The sequence below is a fragment of the Algoriphagus taiwanensis genome, from assembly GCF_036245645.1.
Taxonomy (GTDB): domain Bacteria; phylum Bacteroidota; class Bacteroidia; order Cytophagales; family Cyclobacteriaceae; genus Algoriphagus; species Algoriphagus taiwanensis.
Map to the genome: position 1 here is coordinate 153,831 of NZ_BTPE01000002.1, position 26,784 is coordinate 180,614.

Annotated in this window: 28 protein-coding genes; 17 read left to right on the forward strand and 11 right to left on the reverse strand. The window is 44.0% G+C overall.

Features of this window, described 5'->3' with window-relative positions:
- The first annotated feature begins 57 nt into the window (after positions 1-57).
- Entirely contained in the window at positions 58-624 is a 567-nt protein-coding gene (locus tag AAA938_RS02880) for a hypothetical protein (RefSeq protein ID WP_338227122.1), read from the forward strand.
- A gap of 47 nt (positions 625-671) precedes the next feature.
- Here the strand turns inward: AAA938_RS02880 and AAA938_RS02885 are convergent, their stop codons facing one another.
- The 3 genes from AAA938_RS02885 to AAA938_RS02895 are packed head-to-tail and all read right to left on the reverse strand — an operon-like array spanning position 672 to position 2,582.
- Positions 672-1,262, reverse strand: coding sequence for a hypothetical protein (locus AAA938_RS02885; RefSeq protein WP_338227123.1), 591 nt, complete (start codon positions 1,260-1,262; stop codon positions 672-674).
- Positions 1,255-1,752, reverse strand: coding sequence for an RNA polymerase sigma factor (locus tag AAA938_RS02890; protein ID WP_338227124.1), 498 nt, complete (start codon positions 1,750-1,752; stop codon positions 1,255-1,257). Before AAA938_RS02890 ends, AAA938_RS02885 begins: the two co-directional genes overlap by 8 nt.
- A complete protein-coding gene (locus tag AAA938_RS02895) occupies positions 1,749-2,582 on the reverse strand; it encodes an alpha/beta fold hydrolase (RefSeq protein WP_338227126.1) in 834 nt (277 codons plus the stop codon). The genes AAA938_RS02890 and AAA938_RS02895 overlap by 4 nt, the downstream gene beginning before the upstream one ends.
- A gap of 237 nt (positions 2,583-2,819) precedes the next feature.
- Between AAA938_RS02895 and AAA938_RS02900 the strand changes: the two genes are divergently transcribed.
- Positions 2,820-3,362, forward strand: a complete 543-nt coding sequence (locus tag AAA938_RS02900; RefSeq protein ID WP_338227127.1) for an ECF-type sigma factor — start codon at positions 2,820-2,822, stop codon at positions 3,360-3,362.
- Between the two features lie 4 nt (positions 3,363-3,366).
- Entirely contained in the window at positions 3,367-5,967 is a 2,601-nt protein-coding gene (locus AAA938_RS02905; RefSeq protein WP_338227128.1) for a tetratricopeptide repeat protein, read from the forward strand.
- Between the two features lie 24 nt (positions 5,968-5,991).
- Here the strand turns inward: AAA938_RS02905 and AAA938_RS02910 are convergent, their stop codons facing one another.
- Together AAA938_RS02910 and AAA938_RS02915 are read right to left on the reverse strand one after the other, a co-directional pair.
- Positions 5,992-7,533, reverse strand: a complete 1,542-nt coding sequence (locus AAA938_RS02910; protein ID WP_338227129.1) for a thiol-activated cytolysin family protein — start codon at positions 7,531-7,533, stop codon at positions 5,992-5,994.
- Positions 7,534-7,658: 125 nt separating this feature from the next.
- Positions 7,659-8,402, reverse strand: a complete 744-nt coding sequence (locus AAA938_RS02915; protein WP_338227130.1) for a DUF4197 domain-containing protein — start codon at positions 8,400-8,402, stop codon at positions 7,659-7,661.
- 210 nt (positions 8,403-8,612) lie between these two features.
- On the opposite strand from AAA938_RS02915, the gene AAA938_RS02920 reads away from it, so the two are divergent.
- Entirely contained in the window at positions 8,613-9,827 is a 1,215-nt protein-coding gene (locus AAA938_RS02920) for an arginine deiminase (protein ID WP_338227131.1), read from the forward strand.
- Here AAA938_RS02920 and AAA938_RS02925 read toward each other — a convergent pair.
- Positions 9,824-12,556, reverse strand: a complete 2,733-nt coding sequence (locus AAA938_RS02925) for a putative LPS assembly protein LptD (protein ID WP_420915721.1) — start codon at positions 12,554-12,556, stop codon at positions 9,824-9,826. The genes AAA938_RS02920 and AAA938_RS02925 overlap by 4 nt on opposite strands.
- Before the next feature lie 61 nt (positions 12,557-12,617).
- On the opposite strand from AAA938_RS02925, the gene AAA938_RS02930 reads away from it, so the two are divergent.
- From AAA938_RS02930 to AAA938_RS02940, 3 genes are all read left to right on the forward strand, one after another.
- Complete coding sequence (locus AAA938_RS02930) at positions 12,618-13,418, forward strand: N-acetylmuramoyl-L-alanine amidase family protein (RefSeq protein WP_338227133.1); 801 nt, start codon at positions 12,618-12,620, stop codon at positions 13,416-13,418.
- A gap of 152 nt (positions 13,419-13,570) precedes the next feature.
- Complete coding sequence (locus AAA938_RS02935; RefSeq protein WP_338227134.1) at positions 13,571-15,166, forward strand: acyl-CoA carboxylase subunit beta; 1,596 nt, start codon at positions 13,571-13,573, stop codon at positions 15,164-15,166.
- Positions 15,167-15,200: 34 nt separating this feature from the next.
- Positions 15,201-16,046, forward strand: a complete 846-nt coding sequence (locus AAA938_RS02940; RefSeq protein WP_338227135.1) for a transglutaminase-like domain-containing protein — start codon at positions 15,201-15,203, stop codon at positions 16,044-16,046.
- Here AAA938_RS02940 and AAA938_RS02945 read toward each other — a convergent pair.
- Both AAA938_RS02945 and AAA938_RS02950 read right to left on the reverse strand, forming a co-directional pair.
- The gene (locus AAA938_RS02945) at positions 16,040-16,615 is read right to left on the reverse strand and encodes a redoxin domain-containing protein (protein WP_338227136.1); all 576 of its coding nucleotides are present in this window, start codon (positions 16,613-16,615) and stop codon (positions 16,040-16,042) included. The two genes, AAA938_RS02940 and AAA938_RS02945, sit on opposite strands and share 7 nt — an antisense overlap.
- A gap of 77 nt (positions 16,616-16,692) precedes the next feature.
- Complete coding sequence (locus AAA938_RS02950) at positions 16,693-17,322, reverse strand: 4'-phosphopantetheinyl transferase family protein (protein ID WP_338227137.1); 630 nt, start codon at positions 17,320-17,322, stop codon at positions 16,693-16,695.
- 36 nt (positions 17,323-17,358) lie between these two features.
- Between AAA938_RS02950 and AAA938_RS02955 the strand changes: the two genes are divergently transcribed.
- The 4 genes from AAA938_RS02955 to AAA938_RS02970 all read left to right on the forward strand — a co-directional run bounded on the left by AAA938_RS02955 (position 17,359) and on the right by AAA938_RS02970 (position 20,187).
- Positions 17,359-18,279: a WD40 repeat domain-containing protein gene (locus AAA938_RS02955; RefSeq protein ID WP_338227138.1), complete on the forward strand. Its 921-nt coding sequence runs from the start codon at positions 17,359-17,361 to the stop codon at positions 18,277-18,279.
- A 92-nt stretch (positions 18,280-18,371) separates the two neighbouring features.
- Positions 18,372-19,358, forward strand: coding sequence for a DivIVA domain-containing protein (locus tag AAA938_RS02960; protein WP_338227139.1), 987 nt, complete (start codon positions 18,372-18,374; stop codon positions 19,356-19,358).
- Positions 19,358-19,723, forward strand: a complete 366-nt coding sequence (gene folB, locus AAA938_RS02965; RefSeq protein ID WP_338227140.1) for a dihydroneopterin aldolase — start codon at positions 19,358-19,360, stop codon at positions 19,721-19,723. Before AAA938_RS02960 ends, folB begins: the two co-directional genes overlap by 1 nt.
- Positions 19,724-19,728: 5 nt before the next feature.
- Positions 19,729-20,187, forward strand: coding sequence for a DUF4268 domain-containing protein (locus AAA938_RS02970; protein WP_338227142.1), 459 nt, complete (start codon positions 19,729-19,731; stop codon positions 20,185-20,187).
- Here the strand turns inward: AAA938_RS02970 and AAA938_RS02975 are convergent.
- A complete protein-coding gene (locus tag AAA938_RS02975; protein ID WP_338227143.1) occupies positions 20,184-20,678 on the reverse strand; it encodes a DUF6265 family protein in 495 nt (164 codons plus the stop codon). The genes AAA938_RS02970 and AAA938_RS02975 overlap by 4 nt on opposite strands.
- Before the next feature lie 39 nt (positions 20,679-20,717).
- Positions 20,718-21,032, reverse strand: coding sequence for a HesB/IscA family protein (locus AAA938_RS02980; RefSeq protein WP_338219238.1), 315 nt, complete (start codon positions 21,030-21,032; stop codon positions 20,718-20,720).
- A gap of 114 nt (positions 21,033-21,146) precedes the next feature.
- On the opposite strand from AAA938_RS02980, the gene AAA938_RS02985 reads away from it, so the two are divergent.
- From AAA938_RS02985 to dtd, 5 genes are all read left to right on the forward strand, one after another.
- A complete protein-coding gene (locus AAA938_RS02985; protein WP_338227145.1) occupies positions 21,147-21,668 on the forward strand; it encodes a DUF7935 family protein in 522 nt (173 codons plus the stop codon).
- 4 nt (positions 21,669-21,672) lie between these two features.
- A complete protein-coding gene (locus AAA938_RS02990) occupies positions 21,673-22,086 on the forward strand; it encodes a YkvA family protein (protein ID WP_338227146.1) in 414 nt (137 codons plus the stop codon).
- 41 nt (positions 22,087-22,127) lie between these two features.
- Positions 22,128-22,751, forward strand: a complete 624-nt coding sequence (locus tag AAA938_RS02995) for a thioredoxin family protein (protein WP_338227147.1) — start codon at positions 22,128-22,130, stop codon at positions 22,749-22,751.
- An 82-nt stretch (positions 22,752-22,833) separates the two neighbouring features.
- Positions 22,834-23,553 (forward strand): Rossmann-fold NAD(P)-binding domain-containing protein, encoded by a 720-nt coding sequence (locus AAA938_RS03000; RefSeq protein WP_338227148.1) that lies wholly within the window; start codon positions 22,834-22,836, stop codon positions 23,551-23,553.
- Positions 23,550-24,002, forward strand: a complete 453-nt coding sequence (gene dtd, locus AAA938_RS03005) for a D-aminoacyl-tRNA deacylase (protein WP_338227149.1) — start codon at positions 23,550-23,552, stop codon at positions 24,000-24,002. Before AAA938_RS03000 ends, dtd begins: the two co-directional genes overlap by 4 nt.
- Positions 24,003-24,053: 51 nt before the next feature.
- Here the strand turns inward: dtd and AAA938_RS03010 are convergent, their stop codons facing one another.
- Positions 24,054-25,112: a leishmanolysin-related zinc metalloendopeptidase gene (locus AAA938_RS03010; protein ID WP_338227150.1), complete on the reverse strand. Its 1,059-nt coding sequence runs from the start codon at positions 25,110-25,112 to the stop codon at positions 24,054-24,056.
- A 214-nt stretch (positions 25,113-25,326) separates the two neighbouring features.
- Between AAA938_RS03010 and AAA938_RS03015 the strand changes: the two genes are divergently transcribed.
- On the forward strand, positions 25,327-26,784 hold the full coding sequence (locus AAA938_RS03015; protein ID WP_338227151.1) for a sulfatase family protein: 1,458 nt from the start codon (positions 25,327-25,329) through the stop codon (positions 26,782-26,784).

Below are 26,784 nucleotides of genomic sequence, written 5' to 3' on the forward strand. Positions count from 1 at the left end.
TCTATTACCTTAAGCCCTGGATTTTATTCAGGGTTTTTTGTTTTGCTATTTTGAAAAATGAAATTATATACTTTTAGCTTATTCTTAATTTTAGTAGGCTGCAAGTCAAGCAATCCAACCATCGAAAAAGATGAAGTTTTTGATGTGGCTGCCATTATTACTGAGTTAATCGAAAGCGGATATATTGATCGAAAAATACCAATCTCTGATAGATTGAAAACAATAGAATACTACACTTTGGAGTATTCCGATGATAGTCTTTTAGCGCCTCCCCCAACTCCATTTGCTAAAAATGAAGAAGATATTATTAAATGGGTTGATTCTGAATATTTTCCAAATGACTCAACTACAAGAAATCATATTCGATATCAACTCAAGTATTTAAACGAAAATAGAAGTCAATTTCGTTTGATTAAAGGGGATTTGAAGTTGAGAGAATTCGACAAAGTCTTTCCGGGTCATTGCTATTTTTTTTATAAACCCATTTTTAATCAGGATTCTTCAGCTTTGTTTCTTCAACACGACAGATATTATGGTTATTTTGGTGATGGAGGTATTCATGTGGTGGTGAAGGTAAATCATAAATGGGTAGTTAATAAGGCTGTTCATACTTGGGAGAATTGATACAGATAAAAAGAAAGCGTCAATCTTTATTATTCATTTCATAATTTTCATTTCAAAATCATCTCTCTCAGCTCGACCAGTCTCCTCAGCTCTTTAATTTCCTTGAGTACATTTTTTCTAATCAAAAGGGTCAGGATTATTCCCGGAATAAAGTAGGAACAAACCATGGCTCCCATCCAAAAGGAAGGAATGTACTTGGAAAATTCAGGTAGCAATAGAATGAATCCCAAGGTATATCCACCGAGTGTCAAATAAGTGAAAAACCCATGAATCCTAAGTCGAAGCTGAAGGTATTTCTTTTCAGATTCCAGATTTTCCAGGGCAGATTGGGTGATTTCCTTTTTTCTAGATCGACTGATACTGTATCCCTCAAGCAAAATTCTGAGCAGGAAAAACCCCAACATTATCCCCACACCCACATGACTCAGCCCGTCTCTAAAGCCAAAATAAAAGAGTAGAAAATAGCACATCATCAGAAAAGTCGAGCTTAAAATCAGGAGTGTGCTACGTTGAAACCTGAAGCTTTCCCGATTGAGTCGTTTGGCTTCATCGATGAGGTTTTGGGTAGGGGGTGGAGTAGGGAGATCGGCGGCGGATTTTTGCCAGCCGGATTTGAGAATATTTCCTAATTCATTCATGATTGATCAATTTTTTGAGTCTGAGTTTAATGCGGTGAATCTTTACCCGGAGGTTTCCCTCCATGATTCCCAGGATGGAGGCGATTTCTTCCTGAGGGACTTCATCCAGGAGAAGACCGGTAATCAGTCGATCGATTTCCGAGAGCTTTCCCATCGCTTCAAAAAGCATTTTGCTCGGGTCCGTCTCGGTAAATTCAATGATCTCGGCAGTTTCCTGATCCCGAAGTATTTCTCCGAGTTTTTCTTCTTGGGATCTTTCTTTTTTGAGATGATTCAGGCAAGTGTTGACGGTGATGCGGTAGATCCAGGTTTTTGGAGAAGACTCCTTCCTGAATCGGTCCAGATGATTCCATACCTGAATGAAAACCTCCTGCGCAAGGTCTTTGGACTGGTCCTCATCTCCTTTGACAAATCCCAGGCAAAGCTGGAATACCATCCGATAATGCGCCTGATAGAGCGATTCAAAGCTGATGGGCGAGGAATGACTCACTGGGAAATGAAGCTACTAAGTTGCTGATTGAACCACTCCGGCTGATCCAGCATCAGGTAATGCCTGCTCTCAGCTGCGAAAGCAAAGGTCGTATGAGGAAGGGTGGAATATTGGTTTTTCATGGTTTCCATAGCACCGGGGCCAAAGGGTTGTCCTGCCACCATAATCAGCACGGGAGCTTGAATGCTGGGCAAAAGCGGTCGGCTGTCCAATTTAAGCAGATCTACATATCCAAAGACAAAAGTTTTTCGATCTGCCATACTCATCCAGGATTTGACTTGGGCTTGATCTTCTGGGCGAGTCATCATGTTTTGGGTCATTTGATCCAGATAGGCACCTCGCGCGGCCTCATCCATCGCGATCAACTGGTCATTGTAAGGACTTTGGTAGGTTAAAGCTTCGGCTGGTACTCCGGGCATCATCACCTCCCGCATGCAGGCAAGCGCATCGACAATCACTACTTTTTGGATTTTGTCTGAAAAATAAGCAGCCAAATCCAAGGCAAGATTTCCACCCATGCTGTGCCCGACGAGGGTGATATTTTCCAAATTCTGATCTTCGATATATGTTATCAGATCTGATTTGAGTTTGCCATACCAGGGCATTTCGACCGGAGAGACCCCTCCAAAACCCGCATAGGTTACTACATGGGATTGAAAATTCGGGAGATTTTGGACGGTGGTATTCCAAACTTCCCCGGGAGTAGCGAATCCCGGGAGAAAAATAATGGGCTTTCCGGAGCCTTTGCTTTCTACCTTGACGGAAGATTGAGCGTAAAGGGAGCTCTGAATCAGTATCAGAACGAATAGGAGGAGAAGGGGCTTTTTCATATCAAGAAGAGTTTGTTTTTCTTCTTGGAAAACCAAAGCGATGATTTGTTACACCCTTTAGGATGAATTTTATTTTTTCTTAAAAAAAAGGAGACAGTTGCTATACCCGAGATCCATTTTCATAGAATAAAAAAAAACAACCCTCTGGAAAAAGAATGAGAAAAGATGAAATAATTAGCTAATAGCTAGGCTTTTATGGGTTTTGGTTTTATTTTCAAATCCATCGATTTTCTAAAAATGCGTGACGTAACGATGACGGGGAGTACGAATCCCCACTTTTCGGCAATGAAAGCCCAATTTTTGAGGTGCTATGACGAACTCTCCCGAATGGCAAGGCAAAAACTAAGCATGGAGTACCATTCGAGTACTTTGGATACAGCCGCTTTGGTCCATGAAGCCTACCTGAAAATGGATAATCATGAAAAAGGTTATGTAGATAAAAAGCACTTTTTGGCTATTGCAGCTATTGTAATGCGAAGGTTTTTGGTGGATTATGCCCGGCAAAAAAAGAGTCAAAAACGTGGTGGTGATCAAATCCAGCTCACCTATGGCTCAGCCAATCAGGCCGTAATGACATCCCCGGAAGAAGTACTTCAGCTGAATGATGCCCTCAACCGACTTAAAGCACTCAATAATCGACATAGCCGGGTAGTGGAATTTCATTTTTTCGGAGGATATAAGCATGAAGAGATCGCCGAGATGATAGGCGTTTCCATTGATACAGTCAGAAGAGACTGGCGTCTTGCCAAGGCTTGGTTGAGTAAAGAACTTAGAAGGTAATCCAATGAAAAGAGGCGATGGAAAGTGGGAACAGGTGGAGATACTTTTTCATGAGTTGACCTCTCTGGCTCCTGAAGAAAGAACTATTCGACTCAAGAAGCTTTCTGAAAATGACCCTGAGCTTTTTGATCAGCTTACCTTGCTCCTTCAGGAAGATGAAGAATCGCACCCGCTTTTTCAAGTGGGGTCAAAAAGTGTTTTTTCCATTTTGGAAAATGACCACGAACTTTTAGGGGGAAGGATCGGCTCCTTCCAATTGCAGGAAGTGGTGGGCCAAGGTGCCATGGGTACCGTGTTTAAAGGAATCCGAGTGGATGGCCAATTTGATCAGGTGGTAGCTATCAAGCTGATGAAGCCCTTGCTAATCCATCCGGCTTATCGCAGTTTTTTTGAACGGGAGCGACAGATTCTTGCCAAGCTCAATCATCCCAACATTGCCCGTTTGTACGATGGAGGGTTCACAGAAGATCAGCGGCCTTTTTTTACCATGGAGTGGGTCTCTGGACTTAATCTATTGGAATACTGTCGAATCCATCGATTGGGGTTGAAGGATCGGTTGTTGCTTTTCTCTCAAGTTTGTCAAGCTGTGCGCTATGCACATCAATCTCTGATCGCCCACTTGGATATCAAGCCTCAAAATATCATTGTCAATGAGGATGCACTGGTAAAACTCTTGGATTTTGGGGTCTCCCAAATGTTGGAAGAGGGAAAAGAGCAGGAGAGTAATTTCACTCTTGCCTATGCATCTCCAGAACAAATAGAAAGAAATCACCCCAACACCGTTTCGGATATCTATTCATTAGGAGTGGTGTTGTTCGAATTGCTTTGCGATCATCACCCTTTCCAAAATTATTTCAAAGAGCCAGAAAAACTTAAGAATGCCGTTTTAACTTGCAATCATCAAGAATTCATTCTGCTAAAGGATTTTGGCGATGTTCCATTCGGTGAAGACCTAATGTTGATCTGCCAAAAAGCCATGCAGAGGTATGCAGATGACCGATATGCATCAGTGGATGAATTGATTCGGGATTTGGATGATTTTGGTCAAAATTATCCTGTGGGAGCTCACCCGGATGAATGGACTTATCGGGCAAAAAAATATATAAGAAGAAACCGAACTGTGCTCGCGGTAGCCAATACTGCGGTTTTACTCCTTTTGGCTATGGGTTTCTATTATACCTTCCAGCTGAGAGAGCAGCGAAATATTGCCCTTGCCGAGGCAAAACGAGCCAATCAGATCACCAACTTGATCACAGATGTGTTTTCTGCCGCAGACCCAAATATTGGTGGAGCAGATACGATAACAGCAGTGCAGCTCTTGGATGAAGGATTGAAAAATCTGGAAAAAAATCTGGGTGACGACCCAGCCCTATTTGCTGACATGCTTCTCCGCTTGGGTCCGGTGTATTTGAGCTTAGGGCAATACGAAAAGGCGAAAAATACTATCGAGGAAGCTTATCGAATCAATTTGCAACAGACAGGAATATCTGAAGAGACTCTAGCCAATAATGAGGTGTTGATATCAAGCTCATACTTTATGTTTGGTAAACTTGATTCAGCCGTTATTTTTTCAGAAAAAGCCATCCAGAGACTTACTGATGCGGGAATCAAAGAGGGTGAGTTATTGGCAAGCGCCTTATTGGAACTCGGGACTGTCTGCTATGATATTGCTGATTATGCACGGGCAGATTCCGCTTTGACAGCAGGTTTGCGCTTGTCCAGGTTGGCAGACCCAACTCCTAATGTCGAACTGGCTACTTTGCTCCATATGAAAGGGGCCACTGCCAGAAAGCTAGACAGATTGGATTCAGCCAAAAAATACCTAACCGAATCTCTGGAGATGAAAAGGCAGCTTTTTGATGAGCCTCATCTGGAAATAGCCTACGCCTACAACTATTTTGGGAGTTTTTATCAGGACATGGAGGATTATGAGCAGGCGCTGAAGTATGTCAAAAAATCTTTGGAACAAAGAGAGGCTATTCTAGGAAAGTATCATGTAGAAACGGTAGCCAGTATGGGTAATCTGGCTAGGACTTATATCGGTCTGGGAAAACCTGAAGAAGCCATTCCAGTCTACCAGTCGACGATCTTGGTTATTGATTCCATTTTTGGCAGATCTCACTACTACTATGGGGCACTTCATGGGAGTTTGGGAAATGCTTATTATGCATCCGGAGATTTAGAAAATGCCCGGGAAGTATATGAAACCAGCTTGGAGATTTTTGACGAATTGCTCTCTGATAAAGACCCCCGGAAGGCTAGCCCAAGGCAAAGATTGGGAAAAATCGCAATGGATGAGGGGCGATTTCAGGATGCCCGGTTTTACTACGCCGAAAGTCTGGAAATCAGAGAAAAACTTCTTCCTCAGGGCGATATTCAAATCGCCCAAAGCCAACAAGCTCTCGGTGAAAGCCTGTTAGCGATGGGAGATTTTTCTACCGCCATAGAATATCTGGAAAAAGCGCTGGAGACTGCCAATCAGAATCCGGATGAGAATCAAAATTTGATCAATCAGTTGAACTCTTCGTTGGCAGAAGCTTTTGGCAATTCAGGAAATCCGGAAAAAGCTTCTTTCTATGCTTCCTCAATAGAACAAGGGAATTAGGCGGTCCAATTCCTTATCTCTAGTTTAACAGTTGACCTGATTGAGTACGATCTGGGTACAAAGGTTCCTTGCGGTCGTTTCCAGACATACCTGTGTCGGCTTATTGTAAGTCCGGTCTCCGAGGAATTTCCACGCAAATCCATCTTGGAATTCTACCGTCAGACGGATATCAAATGCCCCGGCAGGTACTTCTTTCACTACTTTTCGATTCTGTACGATTTCTCCACTACTAATCGCTTTGCTGGAGGTGACTCCGTTGTTTATTATTTTATAGGTAATGGTGAACCTGACATCTATTCCGCATATTCCACTTTTGTTGTTAAGGGAGATTTCTCTTGCAGGATGTTTCTTTTCCTCACAGGTTTGGACGTCATATTCGGTGGTATATCCGAGTTTGGCGGTGGTATTGTCTTTCAGATAGTGAAGCTTATAAGAGATGGGTACACCCGGATTATTTCTGGAATAAACGGCATTTTCACCCTTGATGATGTATTCCAAATCAGCGAAGTTTTTGGCACTTACTGCCTCGGAAGCCACAGATGCATTTCCTCCGATGGTCACCACGGTAATGTTGGAGGTATTAAGGATGGCCTTATACTTAGCCTCTAGGGTTCCTGAAACTTGGGTTAATCCTGTGGCATAATTTAATGCGCCCTCCAATTCAGCAGAGGTAGCACTGGTAGTGGTGGTCATTCGAAACATGATGATTCGACCATAATTGACTGCCTGAACATAGGCTGGGGGAGAATCGGGACCAAATTTCTGTTCGATCTCAGTGATACTCGCATCCGGGCCGAATACTTGTCCCGGACTGGTGGGGGCATCCATGGTGACGGAATAGAAAACCTGCTTGAAGGACATCATGGCTACTCGCTCAGTAGAGGAGGATTGGAAATTAAACTGGGTTTCTACATCCCCACGAGCCCATTCTACATTCAGGCCGATATCCATACTGACCTGACGGCTGCTGTAAGAAGTGCGCGCAATGTAGCTTGAATTGGCTGCATTGACGTAGCCTTCTTGATAGGCATTGGCATTCCACCACTCAAGCGCTTCATCGATTTTGGTTTGCACATTGGAGTTGGAGGGTTTATCTACTTTCAGACTGCCGTTTTGACCCATACCTGGAAGGTCAATTCTCAGTGTCATCGGTGCCCGGTCCACTCCGGCGGGTGTAGGTAGCCCCCCTAATGTGGCTTTGTCAGCAATGACTAAGGCTCCGGGATAAATGATCCCATTGGTGGGCCTGAGAATGGCGATATCCTCAAAGTTGTTTTTGAGGTCATATTTTATCGTGCGGCATTCCAGATTTCCTCCGGGAATGGGGGAGGAGTTGACCCGGTTGCTGATTTCTGTGCGCTGAGAGCCTCCGGGAATGCTTTGCACATTCAGAAGTGAATTTGGGTCTGAGTTCAACCCTCTGAGATAGTCTGTGATGCTTTCTGCATCAGGTGAGATTACAATTGGGTCATCTCCTCCTCCTCCTAAGGTGTCACAGCCGACTAAGGCCGAAGTGAGCAAAAAGGCAAAAAGTACTTTTCGCTGGTTTTTGAAAATTACATTCATGGCAAATAGAGTTTTTGGTTGTATCTCTATAGGCGCCAAATGCAATTAAAAGTGGTAACGGAAAACTGAAAAAAAATGAATTTATTTTCAAAAATACCTTTTTGATGGCTATAGGCTATTATTTTTCACTTTTGACGATCGGCATACCCAAATACCTTCTGAAGCAAAGGGCTGGTTCTAGCTCCTACATTTTGCCGGATTTTCAATTCCTCTTTAGCGATCTCTACAAAAAGCCCATCGATGGCTTTTTTGGTGACAAATGCCGTGAGATCGGTGTCCACTTTTTTGACCAAAGGAATCCTATTGTATTGATTCATCACATCCGACCAGTATTTGGTGGCATCGACTTTCTTCAGACTGGTATCGATGATCGGAGAAAACTTCTCAGTAAGTGAGGCTGTCGTGCTTTGTTCGAAATAGGTAGTGGCAGCATCGGATTCTCCTAAAAGGATTTTTTGCACATCCTGAAAACTCATCTGCTTGATAGCTGCAGTGAAAATGGGCTTGGCCTCCTGGGCAGCATCTTCAGCTGCCCGGTTGAGACTGGTGATCACTTGGTCGCAAAGGGAGCCAAAACCCAATGATCTGAGTGTGTTTTCTACACTTTTTGCCTCTTCGGGAAAAAGAATCTTGACATCCAAATTGCCCAGGTAGCCATCTTGGAGTGATAGTCGGTCTACGCTGATGCCTGTTCCTTTTTTCAGGGCCTCTTTCAATCCGGAACTGATCTCTGAAGTAGAAGGATTGCCTGCAAGTTGCTCGGCTTTATCCAAGAGCTTGCCAATCTGTGCGCTGGAAGAACAGGAGGTAAGCGAAAATACGGTAAGAAGGAGAGAAGAGAATACGGTCTTTAGTTTTGGGAAATTCATGGGTGATTAATATGGCTATCCCTTTATACAGAATAAATGCAAAGCGAGTTCTTTTTTTTCGAATATCCGCCAAGGTCTTCGGCTCCTATGGATTTTAATGAAAAAGCTTGGTGAAGAAAAGGTGGATGTTTTATGAAATAAATTTAAAAGAGTTCTGATTTTGTTTTTAATTTGAAAACAAACTCTCTTGATTTTTGAAGAAACCGAAAAATGAACCTTAGAATCAATTCTGAATATGGCACGCTTAGAGCCGTTTTAATGCACAGGCCTGGTAAAGAAATCGATAGGCTTACCCCTTACAATAAGGAGTTTTTACTTTTTGAGGATGTGCCCTATCTAGAAGCCCTTCAAAAGGAGCACGATGCTTTTTCCAATCTGATCAAGGAATCAACCGGGGCTCAGGTGTATCAACTCAGAGAGCTTTTGATTCGGGTGTTGTATGACCGTGAGATTTTGCTTAGACTGATGAGGGACTCTCTGAAAAGGTCTGGCTTGTCCCATTTGGCCGAAGATATTCTGGAGCGATACAGTACGGCAGAATGCGCAGGAATATTGACAGCAGGCTTGAAGATTCATGAGTTGAAAAGGAAAATACCCAATCTCAACCCCGGTGAGCTGATGGATTATGCATTTGCTATTCCGCCTTGCCCCAACTTGTATTTTCAGCGAGACCCAATGGCCTTGACTCCGGGAGGGATAATTTTCTCGTCTATGAAAATGGAAGGAAGGCAGCGTGAGGCTGATCTGCTCCGGACGATTTTTGAAAATCATCCGGATTTCAAGGAGCATGTAAACTGCCTCTATCCCATCAATGGGCATGATAGTCCGCCGAGCATTGAAGGCGGGGATGTGATTATTCTTTCCCATGAGGCGGTAGCTATCGGCAACTCGGAGCGAACTGACGAAAAAGCCATTTATCATGCTGCCAAAGCGCTTTTGGCAGAAGGTTCGGTTAAGCGTGTGTATGAAGTTCATTTGCCCAAAAAGAGGAATTTCATGCATTTGGACACTGTCTTCACTGTTTTGGATGAAAATCTGGTACTCACCTATCCTGATGCGATGAATTCCGTGCTTCAGACCTCCCTTTATACACTTAAGGACATGCTGGGAGACCGGGTAAATATTCGAAGGGAAATTTTGAAGGAGTCCTTATTGACGGTTTTGGAGCGGGAAATTCCCCATTTGGAGATCCTGGCTACGGCGGATGGCAACCCGGACTATTCCATGCGGGAGCAGTGGTTTGACGGGGCCAATGTCTTTGCGATCGGTCCCCGAAGAGTAATCAGCTACAACCGTAACATTCATACCAACCGAGCACTAAGAAATATGGGTGTGGAGGTATTGGAAATCCCAAGTTCGGAGCTTTCCCGAGGGCTTGGGGGGCCGAGATGTATGACCATGCCGATCAGCCGGGCGAGAGTCTAGCGGTCTAGGAAGGATCTTCTTCTGGAGACTTTGAGGTCTTGAAGTAGGCTGGATTTCACCCGGATGTTGATATTGTAGGAGGTAAATCGTCCAAATGGAATCCAGTTGACATCCATCTGCCAGCAGTGTAAGTCCCGGGCTAGTGTGATCATCGTTTGCCGGAATTCGCTGGCCTGAATATCGTAGCTCGTGTTGAAATTGATTTTCCATTTTTCACTGATGGACAAGTCCCCGCTTATATTGACGCCTTGGGTAATATTGGTTCGGTTATCCACCTGTTTGGAGTAAGCCAAATTATAGCCTATGGTCAGATTCCAGGGAATATTCCAGTCTATGTATTGACTTGGGTCGGCTACGATTCGGTTGATTTCCATTTGGGCAAATTCATCCATTACTCCCCCCCGCTGAAGGAAGTCTTGGGTGATTTCATCCCTCACCTGACCCGGGTCAGGCCCTCCTCTTGGATTAAGAGAAGCATTCAAGTTGAGAGATGCATTTCGGATGGTGCCGATTCCCTGTCCATTTTTCCAGGCATATTGGTTGATTCTTCTGAAGGTGGTGGTTTCCTGATTCTCATTGCTAAATTCACCTACTGCATAGGGGTCAATCGTCGTGCTGACGTTTACAGATACTTTTCTTTCAAAAAGGCTGGTTCGTGCCGAAAGCTGAAAAGGGGCAAGCTGGAATGAATCTGCCGCGAAATTGTAAGCCGTATTGAAGTTCAGGGACTCTAGAAGTGGGATCTTTTTAGTGCTGGCTTCGGTGCTGTCAGTTTCTGTTTTGATTTTTCCTTCAAATACATTTCGAACGGCAAAGCTCATTGCCCGGGATTCTCCCAAAGGCGCTCCACCAAAAATAAAACCCAGGTGTCTCGAAAAAAGCTGCGTTCTCCCGGTGGCATCGGCTTGGACTCTTTGATAATACCCAAAAGAAGGGTCAGAAAAGTCCGGGGTGAAATTGAAAGAAATCGTTGGGGCCATGTGGTGACGGATGGTCTGAAGCTTGCCTTTTCCGCGGAAATTATAAAACCCGTAGAAGTTAGTATTCAATGCAAATGAGCTGTTGAAGAATCCAACCCGATTAAAACCATCCTGAACGATTCTATCTACCCTCTGAGTGGATGGATTGTAGTAAAAGTTAAGCCGCTGCAAATACCAAAGCTCGGTGTAATTAAATGAGGCGGTACCTGTGAAATAGTTGAACAAAGTAAAGTTGGAGCTGACAGGGATCGTGTTTCTGGCTCCGTTATTGGCGTTTTGGAGAAGTAAGCCCAAGTTGTCTACCGTAAAAGGAATCGTCTGTGGGCCATCACCGATGATGGGGTTGTTCACTCCAAATTGCTGCTGAATCCGGTTGGAAACGGTGTTCTGAAGATTGAAATTCCAAGCGACGTTCAGAGTCTTAAGTGGTTCAAATTTGATGTTTTTGAATGGACTTTGCCGGTTCATATTCATGGAGATGGTCGGTAAGTCCAAGCGAACCTCTCCCGTCTGCACACTTTGGGAATGTCTGAAATTGGCTGACATGGAGAACGGTGTTCCCACAAACTGCTTGGAATAAGAAATATTTGAATTCAGATCAGCTGTGATATTGTTGTTGAAGTTGTTGGTACTGATGATGTTATTGAAGTAGCTGGTCGAACCGGCGTTGACTGAGGCGGAGAATCTTCCGGTACCTCTGGAGACAGGCGAATGGTTCCACTGAATGCGGAAAGTGTTGTAATCCACGGGGTTCAATTCGGTCTCTGGGCTGACGAACTTTTGAAAATCTACATTGAATCCTCCGTTGTAGCGGTATCTTTTGGTGTAGACTGCCTGGGATTTGACTCCCCATCCCCCTTTGGAGTAGATATCCCCGGTGATTTGGGCATGGATGTAATCGTTGATTGCGAAGTAATAGCCAAAATCTCTGAGAAATAGACCTCTTACCTGTTCCTTTCCGTAGCTAGGGAAGATCACACCTGAAGCTTTTTCTTCTGGGGTATCGGGAATGATCCCAAAAGGCAAGCCTAAGGGAGTTGGGATTCCGTTGAAATACAGATTAAATGGACCGGATACGACCTGCTTGCCGGAAATGGATTTGATTTTGGAGGAAGAAATGTGCCAATGAGGCTCCGTGAGCTTACATGTGGTGTAATAGCCGTGGTTTAAATAGATACTTCCATCCTCGGTTTTTTTGATTGTCTCTCCACGAAGAATCCCATCCTGCTGCTCCGTTACCACGTCCTTGATGATGGCTTTTTGGGTTTTGAAGTTGTACCGCATTTCCTTTCGGATCTCATAGACTGTCCCTTTATCCTTGAAAAAGGGATTGCCCGTCACGTTGCCCAAACTGTCCGTGACCCCTGTGGCATAGATTTCGGAAGTTTCCCAGTCGATTACGATCTGATCCGCGTCGAGCCGCATTTCTCCATATTCAAACCAGGCGTTTTTATAGAGATAAATTCTGTTTTCCCGGAAATCGGTAATGATGCTGTCTTCTGCGAAATAAAGAATATCGGTCTGAATATCGCTCCTGGGCACAATATTTGCCGAATCTAAGCGAATCAAAGTGTCTGCTTGAGTCGGCAAAGAATCCGAGATAATGGGATTGCGAGCAGGAGGAGTGAGCGTATCAGGCAATATCAGGGTCTTTTCCCTTGGTGGATTGGTAGGTCGTTGTGCTTCCGCCGAAAAAGTGGAAATCCAAAAGAGGGAAAGGAACAAAAAAAGGATTCTCAAATCCGACACTGTGGCTTGCGCTTTGATTAATTTGGATGAAATTTCGCGTAAAGTTAATTCGATTGCCCTCATGGAACGGTTCAATAACAAAAAAATTCTCTTAAGTTTTCTTATAACTATTCCCTTTTTGTTTGGAGGATTTATTCCCAATGAAACGATGATGCCGGCATTCCGGATGAAAAAAATTGTATTAGATGCAGGTCATGGCGGAAGTGATCCTGGTAATATTGGTTCCAAAGCCAGAGAAAAAGATATTAATCTGGCAGTGACCTTACTGGTAGGGAAGTATATCAATGAAAATATGCCGGATGTGGAAGTGATCTACACCCGGAAGGATGATAGCTTTCCGACCCTGAAAAAACGTCCTGAAATTGCCAATACGAATAAGGCTGACCTTTTTGTTTCTATTCACTCCAATTCTGCTCCAAACAGATCCGCCTATGGGACCGAGACTTTTGTGATGGGGACCAAGCACTTTGAAGCCAACTTTGATATCGTAAAAAGAGAAAACTCAGTGATTCTTCTGGAGGAAAACTACAAGGAGGAATACGAAGGCTTTGATCCCACTTCCCCTGAATCGTACATGCTTTTTAATCTCACTCAAAAGGGATTTATCGGAAATAGCTTGAGCTTGGCTGAGCAGGTGGAGACCCAATTCAGAGATCGAGTGGGGCGAAAAAACAGAGGAGTGAAGCAGGGGCCTTTTTATGTACTTTGGACTCCATCCATGCCGAGTGTGCTGATCGAGTTGGGTTTTCTCTCCAATTCTTCCGAAGAACAGTTTTTGATGTCCAAGCAAGGTCAGGAGTACATGGCTTCGGCAATTTTTCGTGCCATTCGGGATTATAAAAATTCCATCGAAGTCAACTGATTCTCAGACAGCTCAAAAAGAAAATCGCCCTTTTTCCCTCAGAAAAGGGCTTTTTTAATACTTTCGCTCGTAAACTTCTCCTTTTTTATGGAGTTTGTACCCTAGATAAACCCAAATATACCATGCAGTCTCAAATGGAAAAGAAACCAACTATGCAACAACTTCTCGAACAGCTTCAGACCAAACTAAATGAAGTCAAAATGGGAGGTGGTGCCAAACGAATTCAGTCCGAACATGCCAAAGGAAAGCTTACCGCAAGAGAACGAATTGAATACCTGATTGATCCTCAGACAGATTTTTTGGAAATCGGAGCCTTTGCTGCTGATGGCATGTATGAAGAAGAAGGAGGCTGTCCATCCGCAGGAGTGGTCACAGGGATTGGATATGTGAGCGGGAGAATGTGCGTGATCGTAGCCAATGATGCGACTGTCAAAGCAGGAGCTTGGTTTCCCATGACAGCCAAAAAGAATCTTCGAGCTCAGGAAGTTGCCATGGAAAACCGCCTTCCGATTATTTATCTGGTGGACAGTGCGGGTGTTTTCCTTCCCATGCAGAATGAGATTTTTCCTGACAAGGAGCATTTTGGAAGACAGTTTCGCAACAATGCAAAAATGTCGGCCATGGGTATTGTGCAGGTGGCCGCTATCATGGGAAGTTGCGTAGCAGGTGGGGCTTATTTGCCTATCATGTCTGATGAGGCTTTGATTGTAGACCAAACTGGCTCGATCTTCTTGGCAGGGTCCTATCTCGTAAAAGCTGCAATCGGTGAAAATGTAGACAATGAAACGCTAGGAGGAGCCACTACCCATTGTGAAATCTCCGGCGTGACGGATAACAAATACGCAAATGATCAGAAATGCCTGGATGCGATCAAGCAGATATTTTCCACTTTAGGAGAAAATCCAAAAGCAGGATTTGACCGAATTGAATCCAAAGCCCCGGCAATTTCTCCAGAGAAATTGCTTGAGATTTTTCCTCAGGACCGGGTAAAACCTTACGATATGCTTGAGATTCTGGCGGGATTGGTCGATGGAGGAGAACTTCAGGAATACAAAAAGGATTACGGTAAAACCCTAATCTGCGCCACCGCCCGAATCGATGGTTGGGCAGTAGGTATCATCGCCAATCAGCGGAAAATCGTAAAAACTGCAAAAGGTGAAATGCAGATGGGAGGGGTAATCTACTCCGATTCTGCTGACAAAGCCGCCCGATTTATCATGAACTGCAACCAAAGGAAAATCCCTTTGGTCTTCATTCAGGATGTCAGCGGCTTCATGGTAGGGTCAAAAGCGGAGCACAGAGGCATCATCAAAGACGGCGCAAAAATGGTCAATGCTATGGCTAATTCTGTGGTGCCGAAGTTTACTGTTGTGGTGGGGAACTCCTATGGCGCGGGTAATTATGCGATGTGTGGGAAAGCTTACGATCCACGGCTGATCATCTCTTGGCCTACAGCCCAAATGGCGGTGATGTCAGGAGCATCAGCAGCTAAAACGCTTCTGCAAATCAAGGTGTCTTCTCTAAAGAAAAGCGGGAAAACCATCACTGAAGAGGAGGAAAGCCAGCTTCTGGAAGAAATTACCAATAAATACAACGAGGAATTGAGTCCTTACTATGCGGCGGCTCGTCTTTGGGTGGATGGAGTCATCGATCCTCGGGAAACACGAAAGACCATTAGCATGGGAATAGAGGCTGCGAATCATTCTCCGATCACAGAAAGATTCAATGTGGGCGTGATTCAAACCTGATCTTTTCTTATCTTCTAAGGACAAATAGTAAAGCATGAATGAATTGACTCCTTCGGAAATGATTGCTTTGGTTTCTCTCTTGGACGATCCGGACCAGGAAGTAAAAAGTCACGTGAGAGACAAAATCATTTCATTGGGCTATGGGGTAATCCCCTTTTTGGAGCTGCGATGGGAGTCCAGCTTCAATCCCGAACTCCAGAAAGAAATTGAGGATTTGGTGCATGATCTTCAGTTTTCTTTGCTGAAAGACAGACTGAAGGATTGGAGAGATTCTGAAGACCGGGACTTGTTGACTGGGCTTTGGATCATCAATACGTATCAATATCCCGATTTGGAGTTTGAAAAGCTCAATGCGGAGATGCATCAGATTTACTTTGAAGTCTGGACTTCATTCAAAAATGACCTGCAGCCATACGATCAGATTCGGATCATCAATAATGTTCTTTTCAATACGCTAAGGTTTTCTGCCAATACCAAGAACTTTCATTCTCCGGGAAACAGTATGCTTTCCACTGTATTGGACACCAAAAAAGGAAACCCGATCAGTTTGTGTGCGATTTATTTATTGGTAGCCAAGAAATTGGGGCTGCCGGTCTATGGAGTTAATTTGCCCAATTTATTTGTCCTTACTTATAAATCTTCAGATATCACCTTTTATATCAATGCTTTCAACAAAGGCTTGATTTTTAGCCGGCAGGATATTTACAATTATCTGGAGCATCTGAAGATTGAGCCAAGAGAGGAGTTTTTCGAGCCTTGTTCGTATTTGGAGATCATTCTCCGCTCTTTGAGGAATCTTGCCCATTCCTTCGAAAAGTTGGGAGAAGCAAGCAAAGTGGCTGAAATCAAAGAGCTGATTGCTATTCTCAGCGATCAATAAGTCCTTAAGTTACATCCCACAGGTCTCACCTGACTGGCTGCCGGAGATTCCCCTTTTGCAATCTGATTCAGCGCGCGCTCCAGATGTCGTTCGGTCACTGCGGATTCGGCTTGAGGATTATTGTCGATGGCCCCTCTATAAGCAATCTTTGGACCCTCGGCAGATGGGATCAAGACGATCACTTCCGGGATTTTGGTAATCCCAAAGGCTTTAGCCCACTCCTTGGAATAATCGGAAAGGTAGGACATGTTCAATCCACTTTCATTGATATGATTTCTGAGCGGAAGAAAATCAGCCTCCGTATTTCCTGACTCCGGATTGACCAAAGCGAAGGTGAATCCCTGATTCTGGAAATTGCCCCTCAAAGCCTTGATCCGGTATTCATACATTTTCACAAATGGACATTCTAGGGTATGAAAGATCAAAACCAAACCTTTGCCTTTGACCATGGAGGTCAGTTCCATTGTTTTTCCAGTTACTGCATCTGGAGCCGTGAGTTGAGTATAGGATTGGGATTTCACTCCAAAAGAAAATGAAATCAGGAAAAGAAGAAGAATTAGCTTTTTCATAGTTCAAGTGGGTTTAGGGTCTGGTATAGGCAGGGACAAATTGGCCTTTGGACCAATACTGATTTTGACCGCCTAATTCACCAAATCGTGTAAGTAAGGATGATATTTTCCAGTTTCCTTACTTGCACGGTATAGTGATGGTCTGCAAACTTCGTACCTCTTATTCGACCTTTGATGACAGAGGCTTCGCTTGAAAAGGGCTCCAAAAGGATATTTTCCCGAAAGGAGACTCCTCTTTTGCCTTGACATTTAAAGATGGACTCTTTCGCTGACCATGCCATGGTGTAATGAATCGGATCTTTTTCCAAAAAATCCAACTCAGTGGCATCCAAAAACCGGAAGCCGATTCTCAGGATTTTTTCACGGATCAAATCCATATCGATTCCCACCGATTGGGACTTGTGGAAAATAGCACCCGCCAATCCCGGAGTATGACTGAGTGATACAAAGCCCTGACCGGACATGGATTGGGATTTGCCATGCTCATCTTTGAAAAAACCAGGGTAGGGCTCACCCAGGACCTCTAAGGCCTCATGAATGGCGATCCGTGCCGTGGTCCATTCCAGTCTTTTAGCAGGATGGGAGATGTTGGCTAGGGAAAGCTTTTCACGGAAACTCAGAAAATCCAAGGATTGATTTTCATAGGAATCGATATTCTTTATGGCTAAAGCTGAGTGAGAATCAATTTTTTCTATTTTTGTTTGCATACGCCGGTAGGGCTCCACGGTGATTCCGTTCAATATATGGCAAAAATCCAAGTAAATAAATTACATACGCTTACCGGGCACAATGACTGCATTTATGCCCTGACAGAGGGGAGCGATCCCCGATTTTTTTATACCGGGGCAGGAGATGGAATGGTGGTAGAGTGGGATATGGATCGCCCAAAAGACGGGAAGTTGATCGCAAAGCTTCCCAATTCTGTTTATGCCTTGGAAGTAGATCGCGAGCGAAATCTTCTGTTTATAGGCCACAATTTTGAAGGGATTCATGTCATTGATCTCAATGAAAACAAGGAATTGTGGAGTATGAAGCTGACCGATCAGGCCATCTTTGACATTAAGGTATATGGCAATCTGGTATTGGTAGGCACTGGAGATGGAGTGCTGATTATCATAGACTTAGAAAATAGAGCGGTAAAGCAGCACATAAAGCTGAGCTCCAAAAGTATTCGGGTGATGGCTATTGCCCAGGGAAAAAAGCATCTGGCACTCGGACTGAGTGATCATACCATCAAAGTTCTGGATTTGAATTCCTCTTTTGAGCCCATTGCCAATCTGGTGGGCCATACCAATTCCGTTTTTGCTTTAGGGTATTCTCCGGATGAGAGTACGCTAGTCAGTGGGGCAAGAGATGCTCATTTGAAATTTTGGAACTCCCAAGACTACAGTCTTGCTGAAAATGTCGTGGCTCACCTTTTTGCTATTAATTATCTATCTTTCAGAGAAGACGGGAAGTGGCTGGTCACCTGCTCCATGGACAAATCCATCAAGGTCTGGGATCCGGTAAATTATAAGCTACTGAAAGTCATCGATAAAGCCAGAAATGCAGGTCATGGTACCTCGATCAACAAAATTCTATGGAATTCCTACAGTGATCAGGTCGTATCGGTGTCGGACGACAGAACCATCTCCATCTGGAAAATCGAAGAAGAAATTTTGTAAAAGCCAATGAAGGATCAGTAGAGAAAAACAGGTTTCCATCTGGATATAATTTGGAATCTTTTCCTCTTCCCCAAAATAATAACTAGAATCCCATGAAAATATCCCCAACTGCCATCCGCCAAAAAGCTTTTGAAACAGCTTTTAGAGGTTTTGAGAAAAAACAGGTAACCGATTTCCTTGAGGAAATGAGTGTGGCCATGGAGCAGATTAATCATGAAAATCTCGAGCTGAGAAGCAAGTTGCAACAGGTAGAAGCGGAAGCCAAAAGGCTGAAGGATGTGGAGGATTCACTTTTTCGAACGCTAAAAACTGCCGAGGATACCGGAGCGAGTATCATCACTGAGGCGACCGAGGCGGCGGATCAGATCATAGGAGAAGCCAATCAGATTGCGGAACAAACTGCAAGAGAGGCTCAGCAATATGCACAAAATGTAAAAGCTCAGGCTGATGAGCATGCACGTGTCATCACTTCTGCCGCCGAAGTCAAAGCCAAAGAGACCATCAAAGAAATCCGGGAAAGTATGCAAAGCTTGGTGAGAAGCTATGACGGACTTTTGGAGCAGCGGGAGGCATTGGTCAAAAGTCTGAAACGGCTTTCTCAAGATGCGCTCAATCAGATCGAACTCTCCGATGCACACTTTTTCCGAATCGATGCCAAAGCTTATCAAAGAGCCGTGGATGAGCTCAGCAGATCCAGTCATTTCACCATGGCTAACATCGCCAACCTTGCTCCGGCTGTGGCTGTCCCCCACAAAGAAGATGAACCTGAGGACCAATTTGAGGAGGATATGTCAGAAGCCCACCTGGATGAGGATACCCAAAAATCTGTCGAAGCATTACAGCATGACTTGGAAGAGCAGGGTGAGTTTCCGGTAGAGGAAGAGCCCATCGAGGAGAATGTGTTTGAAGAAGAAATTGCCGAAGAATTGGAAATAGAGGTAGAAGCCAAGTCTCAGGAAGAAGAGGTTCCTGAGGAGGAAGTTCCCTTGGAAGTGCCTAAAAAAGAAGCAGAGGAACCCTCTGTGGCTAAAGAAGATCCAAAGAAATCTTCAGGCTCATTTTTTGACCAGTTTGACTGATGGGGAAAGTAGCACTGGAAGGGATTGAGTTTCATGCCTATCACGGAGCCTATCCGGAGGAATCTATTTTGGGAAATCGATTCACTTTGGATTTGGAGTTGGAGACTGACTTTAAAGATGCGATGCTCTATGACAGCCTGAAGGACACCGTGGACTATGCCAAGCTATACCAGTTGATCAAAGCCAGAATGGATGTGAAGGTAAAACTGCTCGAGCACCTAGGTCATCGGATTGTTTCCGATATTTTGGAGACTTATCCCAAAGTAAAAAGCGTCAAATTAACCCTGAAAAAGCATCATCCAGCACTGGGCGGAATAGTGCAGTACTCTGCCGTGACTGTATGCTTTCCTGAAGATTTTGCCTGAATTCCATGTTTTCAAGAGCTGAGCTATCCAAAATCCGGACTGAGTTCTGGATTGCTTTTGGGCAGTACATGAAGCCCGTTCCCAATGCCCAAGGCCGAAAAATCAACTGGCCCAATTACAAAACCGGAATCAAGGATATTTACTTTCGAATGCGTGCTGAGCGGGGCTATGCCTCTATCGGTATCGAGTTGGGACACGGGGATCCTGAGCTTCAGGAATTGTTTTTTGATCAGTTCAAAGAATTGAAAAACTTACTCAAAGGAAGTCTAGGGGAGGAATGGGACTGGAAACTGCATGATCTCAACGAGAATGGACAGCCGGTCACCAAAATCGAAAAAGTCCTGGAGGGTGTTCAGGTAACAAATAGGGAAGACTGGCCGAAAATCATTTCCTTTTTGAAACCACGAATCATCGCTTTGGATGAGTTTTGGGACAATGTGAAGCCCGGATTTGAGGATTTTTAGAGGGATTTTTTAGTATAAGTAAAGGTCTCAATTTGGGCTTCGGCTCCATTCGAGATATTGACCTGGAAAACCAACTGATCCCCTTTTCGCTCGATGGTCATTCCATTGAGCCAGACCTTTTGATCACCCATCTCGATCAACTCAAAAGTCGTCCATTCTTCCTTTTCCTCCCAGCCCGAAAGATCCGCTCCAAAGTGCTTCAGCTTCATGCTTACACTTTCCCCTTCTTGGACCAAATTCATGAATTCCGAGAAAATCAATTTGCCCTTTTCCCAAAAACGGAAGGTGCCAATCATATGCCCATCGACTGCCGGCATCCAGACCTCTTCGCATTCACCCCCCAGTCCCGGACCGGACCAATAGCCCACCATCCAGCTAAAGTCTTCAACAGTGCCTTTCCCGGGAGTTTGATTGGGTTCAAGACTCCTGACTTGAGCAGTAGTAAAGTAACTGATGGTCAGAAATAGAAAGAGGATGGATAGTGCCTTCATATTCAAAGTGTTGGTTTTGAACAAAAGGTACACAAAAAATCATTGATCGTGACGCTTTGGAATGTCCGGATTGACAAATGTAAAGCCCCGTGCTTCCTCCCCTTCAAAGAAATCAATCTGCATTCCCATCAGAAACATGTAATGCTTTTTTTCGATCAAAACGGGGATTCCGCTGATTTCAAACTGCTGATCCTCAGGCTTGGGCTTATCAAATCCCAAAGCATAGGACATTCCACCACATCCACCGCCTTTCACCCCCACACGAAGAAAATACTCCGCAGGGATGTTTTTGTGCTGCATGATATGCTTGATTTCGGCTTCTGCTTTGGATGTGATCTGAATAGGGATAAGCATGCTTGGGAAATCGGTTTTTTGGAGTTTTGGTTCAGAAATTTTAGCAAAAATACCCTTTGGGCCGGTTTTTTGAGCAATTAGAATTGCGCATATTCGAGCATCAAAACTTAACCCATGGATTTTCTTTTAGAACTGTTAAAAATCATCCTTCCAGCTGGAGCTGTATTGTACGGCATGTATCTGGTGGTGATGTCCTTTCTTTCCAAAGAAAGAGAAAAAATGCTGGTGGACCTCAAAACCCAAAATACACAACTAGTCCTGCCTATTCGGCTTCAGGCTGCTGAAAGGCTCTGCCTGCTTTTGGAACGAATTTCTCCCAATAATCTGGTGCGAAGATCCAATCCCTCTCAATTTACTGCTGCCGAACTGCACCCGATGTTGCTTTCCGAGGTAAGAGAGGAGTTTAATCACAATCTGAGTCAGCAGGTATATTTCAGTGAAGAGACATGGGAAGCCGTAAGAAGAGCTGTGGAGGATGTGATCACTTTGCTAAATATGAGCCGGCAGGAATTGGGTCCTGATGCCTCGGGAATGGAACTGGCGAAAGCTATTTTCACCCAATTTTTGGATAAAAAAAATGATGCTATAGGCTATGCTTTGAAACAGGTCAAGTCAGAAATTCAATTATATTTCTAATCCCATGGCTAAATTTTCTGACCAGTCCTCGAGTATTCTTGATCGTGCCAAAAATCTCTTTGGCAAGCAGGTGGATGCCATTGTCCGACAGGAACAAAAGGTGGTCGAACTCCTCCATGGTGTCAAAGAAAAGCTGGCTAAGCTGGGAGATAATCCTAAGGTCAAGAAACTGATTGAGCCGATTTCGATTTTGATCCGAATGGTCAGAGCTCATTTTAGAGGAGAGCATCGGATTGCTTTCTCCACCTTGGGATTGATTATTCTGGCCTTGGTTTATTTTTTGTCTCCGATTGATTTGATTCCTGATTTCCTCGGATTTTTTGGATTCGCTGATGATTTATCAGTCGTAATGGCCGTTTTTGCGAAAATCAAGGATGAAGTCGATAGTTTTTTGGATTGGGAAAGAACCCAATTGTAACTTCTCCTGTTTGGCTAGGGAAACAAACCAACACAGATTTTATGGAGCAGCATTTGGGATCGATCACTCGAGACCTGATTCATCATTCGATGAGCTATCAGGAATACCGAACTCTTATTGATCAACTTTTGGCAGAAAATAAAACAACAGGACACAATCACTCAGAAGCGTATTTGGACTACACCAGGATGAATGTAAAGCGGATGAACCGCTGGGACAAAACAGCCAAGGTTTCACCTTTGCTCAAAGAAATGGTGGAGGCTATTCAGGAGGATCAAATCTGGCTGGCCATCACCGAGGCTTGGTGTGGAGATGCTGCACAAAATATTCCTTATTTGGTCAAATTGGCTGAACATAACACAAGAATCCAAGTCAGGTTTATTCTCAGGGATGAGCATCCTGAAGTGATGGATGAGTATTTGACCCATGGCACTCGTTCTATTCCAAAAGTAATCGGGATGACTGCTGATTTGAGCTGCGAATTGTTTACCTGGGGACCAAGGCCTGCCAGCGCGCATGAATTGGTCTTGGAGTACAAGAGAGATTCCAAAGGGATGAGCTACAAAGAGTTTTCAGAAACTTTGCATCTTTGGTATGCAAGAAACAAAAATCAGGAGCTTGAAGCTGAGCTATTGCCTCTGATCCAATCGACCTTAGTTTCATGAAATGCCCATGTGAATTACTTCTCACCACAAGGATTCAATTTAAAGGCATTCCATTTGGGCTATAAGGGAAAATTATAATCCTATGAAAATAGCAATACTATCAGGCACTTCAGGACTGGTCGGCATGCAATTGCTGCATCAGCTAATGAAAAGCAGCTATTATGACTTTATCCTGAGTGTGGGTCGGAGAAAACTGGCCTTGAAACATGAAAAGCTTGTACAGATAGAGGGGGATCTTTTTTCGCTCTCCTCGTGGGACTGGGAGGAGAAAGTTCGTGCCGAATCATTTGGAGGAGCTTACAATGGATTTATTGATGCCATAAAGGCAAAATCAGCCGAGATTCATGCTTTTTCAAGCTTGGGAACCACCATCAAGGTGGCGGGTTCAAAGGAAAAATTCTATGCTATTGACCATGATTTGGTAATCGGTTTTGCTGCTTGGGCCAAAAAGCTGGGCGCTTCCAGATTTCTTTATGTTTCGGCAATGGGGGCAGATGCTACTTCATCGATTTTCTACAACAAGGTCAAAGGGGAAACGGAAGAGGATTTGAAAGCCTTTCAGTTTACCTTCCTTGGCTTATTCAGACCTTCTCTTTTATTGGGAAATCGGTCCGAGTTTCGTTTCGGCGAACAAGTTGCATCCATTATCATGAAGCCATTGGTTTGGCTGAAGTTGGCTAAAAACATCCGTCCCATTTATGACTATCAGGTAGCCAAAGCAATGGTGAAAACAGCTCTTTCTACCACTTCAAACCCGTTTGAAATTATTACTTCCGGCCAAATGCAAGACCTCAGCCAATGATAGCCGTCATCCAAAGAGTAAGTGAGTCTTCGGTCAAAATCGAAGGAAAAGTAAAAGCTATAATCGGTTTGGGCCTGATGGTGCTTTTGGGAATAGAAGATGCCGATACCCAAGAGGATATCGATTGGCTTTCCAAAAAAATCGTCAATCTGCGGATTTTCCCAGATGAGAATGAGGTGATGAATCGAAGTCTTTTGGATGTCAATGGAGAGATTTTGTTGATTTCTCAGTTTACCCTGCACGCCAGTACCAAGAAAGGAAACCGGCCTTCTTACATCAAAGCGGCCAAACCGGATTTCGCCATTCCCATGTACGAAAAAATGATTTTGGCCCTGGAGAGCGAACTGGGAAAAACCATCGGCACAGGGGAATTTGGGGCAGATATGAAGGTGAGCTTGGTTAATGACGGACCGGTGACCATAGTGATTGATTCCAAAGACAGAAAATAAAAAAGTCCTCAACGATTGCTGAGGACTTTTAGCATTAGGTTTTGGTTCAGTTTAATTTTCGTTGGATACAAACCCAATAGGAGCTAGCAAGACTTCTCCCTTGGCAATGTCGATTCCTTCACCCTGGGTTCTTGCGGTGATTCCAGGAGTGTTTCTAGGCAGGTCGTATCTTTCGCCTCTACTTGCACTGGTATATCCCAAGTCTCTCACAGACCCGGCTGTAATTCTACTAAGCGGATTTACTCCAAGGTTGATAAATCCAGTCATCAGTTCATTTCCTAAAGTGGCTTCATCCCAATGACTAAATTGGGTTCCGGGGCCAAAATCACCCTCAATAGGCAGGAAGTTTAGACCACCTTCTGCATTCCAGAAAGTATTGGCCATTTTTCCGTCAAAATAAGGAAACCCTTCAGGATTGAATTTTCTCAATTCTCTGATTGCAGGAACATTCCACAAGGTACCTACTCCCAAAACGTGGCCCATTTCATGGACAATTACTTCTTCAAAAAGGTCGAAAAAGTCCAATAAGGCCAAATCATCTGTGTCAAAAAACATTACTCCAGAAACAGGGAGATTGTCAACATTTCTGACGAATACAGGGCCTGCAGCACCCAATGTACCCCCCGGGCCATCAATCGGTATAAGGGCTACTTCGATAATCAAATCATCAATGGTCTCTCCATCAGCCACTGGAGGTAGACCAATAAAGGCAGAAGGAAGTGTCGTTGTAATGGACGGTACATCGCCGATAATAATGCCTTCCCATCTTCCCGCAGCATCATCAAACACCTGAAATTGTCTTTGAGTTACAGGAGTTACAAATTTTAAAGTGATGTTGAATCTACCTCGATCAGGACCACCGGCTTGGGTAGCCCTTCTGTCATTGACCATAGGGGCTGAGTCATCATCATATTTGGCCAAAATATTTACCGGACCGGAAGAGGGTTTCCAGAGAGTCAATTTTTCAACTTTTTGGTCTACATCCTGAATGACAACAGGAGCCTCTGTGTCTTCAGTACAACTGGCAAAAACAGCCAAAACAATGCCTGCAGATAGCAGGCTCTTCCAGGAAAAGTCCCTGAAATTAAGGACAGTGAATTTTTTGTGCATACAAATAAGATTTGGTTAAATAGAAATTTTAAAGAATTAATCTACTCATTAATATCACAAATCAAAAAGCAAAGGAATTGTTATCCTTTTTCCTTGATTTATTATAAATCCAATAATTCGAGGAAATTGAGTTGTTTATCCCTTAATTGAGGCAAATGATAGTGCAGGATGGTCAATATATTTTTTTTCGATTTTTTTAATCTCATCCTGGCATATGAACCTTCCCTACTTCTTTTTCCTATCCTTTCTTCTGATTCAAGGATCAAATTATACCCTTTCAGACAAGAGAGACTCTCCAAATCTAATCATCGTCCTAGCCGACCAATGGCGTGCTCAGGAAATGGGCTATGAAGGGCAAAAGCAAATCATCACTCCCAATCTGGATCGATTTGCCAGCCAAAGCCTGATTTTCGAAAATGCAGTGGCTACACTTCCGGTTTGTGCGCCTTGGCGGGCGAGTTTTCTTACCGGGCAATACCCTTTGACCCATGGGATTTTTTACAACGATAAGCCGCTCCCCAATGAAGCCTTGACTTTGGCTGAAATATTAAAAGCGGAAGGATATCAGACGGGATATATCGGAAAATGGCACCTGAATGGGCATCAAAGAGGGGAGGAGCCTTTTAGCGGCCGGGACAAGCCTGTGCCAGCAGATCGCAGGCAAGGCTGGGATTATTGGAAGGTTCGGGAAGTGACTCACAATTACAATAACAGCTTTTACTTTGATGAAAAGGATGAAAAGCATACCTGGCCTGGCTATGATGTCTTTCCCCAAACAGACAGTGCGATCAGTTTTATCTCCAAAAACAAGAAGAATCCCTTTGTCTTGATGCTTTCTTACGGACCTCCTCATGATCCCTATTTTTCGGCTCCTGAGGAGTTTCAGAAATTATACAATGCTTCCAAGCTTCAGCTCCGGCCCAATGTGCCTGAAGAGTTTCAGGACAGCGCCAGAAGGGTTTTGGCGGGATATTATGCTCATGCGACAGCCATAGATCATGCTTTTGGCAAATTGATCAGGTCCTTGGACAGTTTGGGGATTTCGGATCAAACCTTGGTATTATTCACTTCCGAGCACGGAGATATGCTGATGTCCAAGGGCGTATTGAAAAAGCAAAGGCCCTGGGATGAAAGCATCAAAGTACCCATGCTTATCCGGTATCCTGAAAAACTTGGAAAAAGCTCCAGAAGAATCAAAAATCCCATTGGAACTCCGGATCTTTTGCCTACTCTCCTAGGTTTGAGTGGGGTAAAAATCCCGGAATCTGTGGAGGGTAGGGATTTTTCAGAGGAATTACTTTCAGGAAATGATATTTCTTCGGAAGCTGCACTGATTATGCTTCCGGTGCCTTTTCATGAGTGGAGATTTGGAAATGGGGGTAGAGAATACCGAGGAATCCGAACCGATAGATATACCTACGCAAAAGATTTAAAGGGGCCTTGGCTGTTGTATGACAATCAAACCGATCCATATCAGATGAACAATCTGTCGGGTAATCCTGAATTCAAAGAACTTCAGGATAGGATGGAAAAATTGCTCCAAAAAAAATTAGCGGAAAGAAAAGATGAATTTCTTCCCGCCGATGAATACATGACCCGATGGAATTACCTCTACGATCGAAATGATAGCATTCGTGCCACCAATTATTTGGAGATCAATAGGCTACCTTAA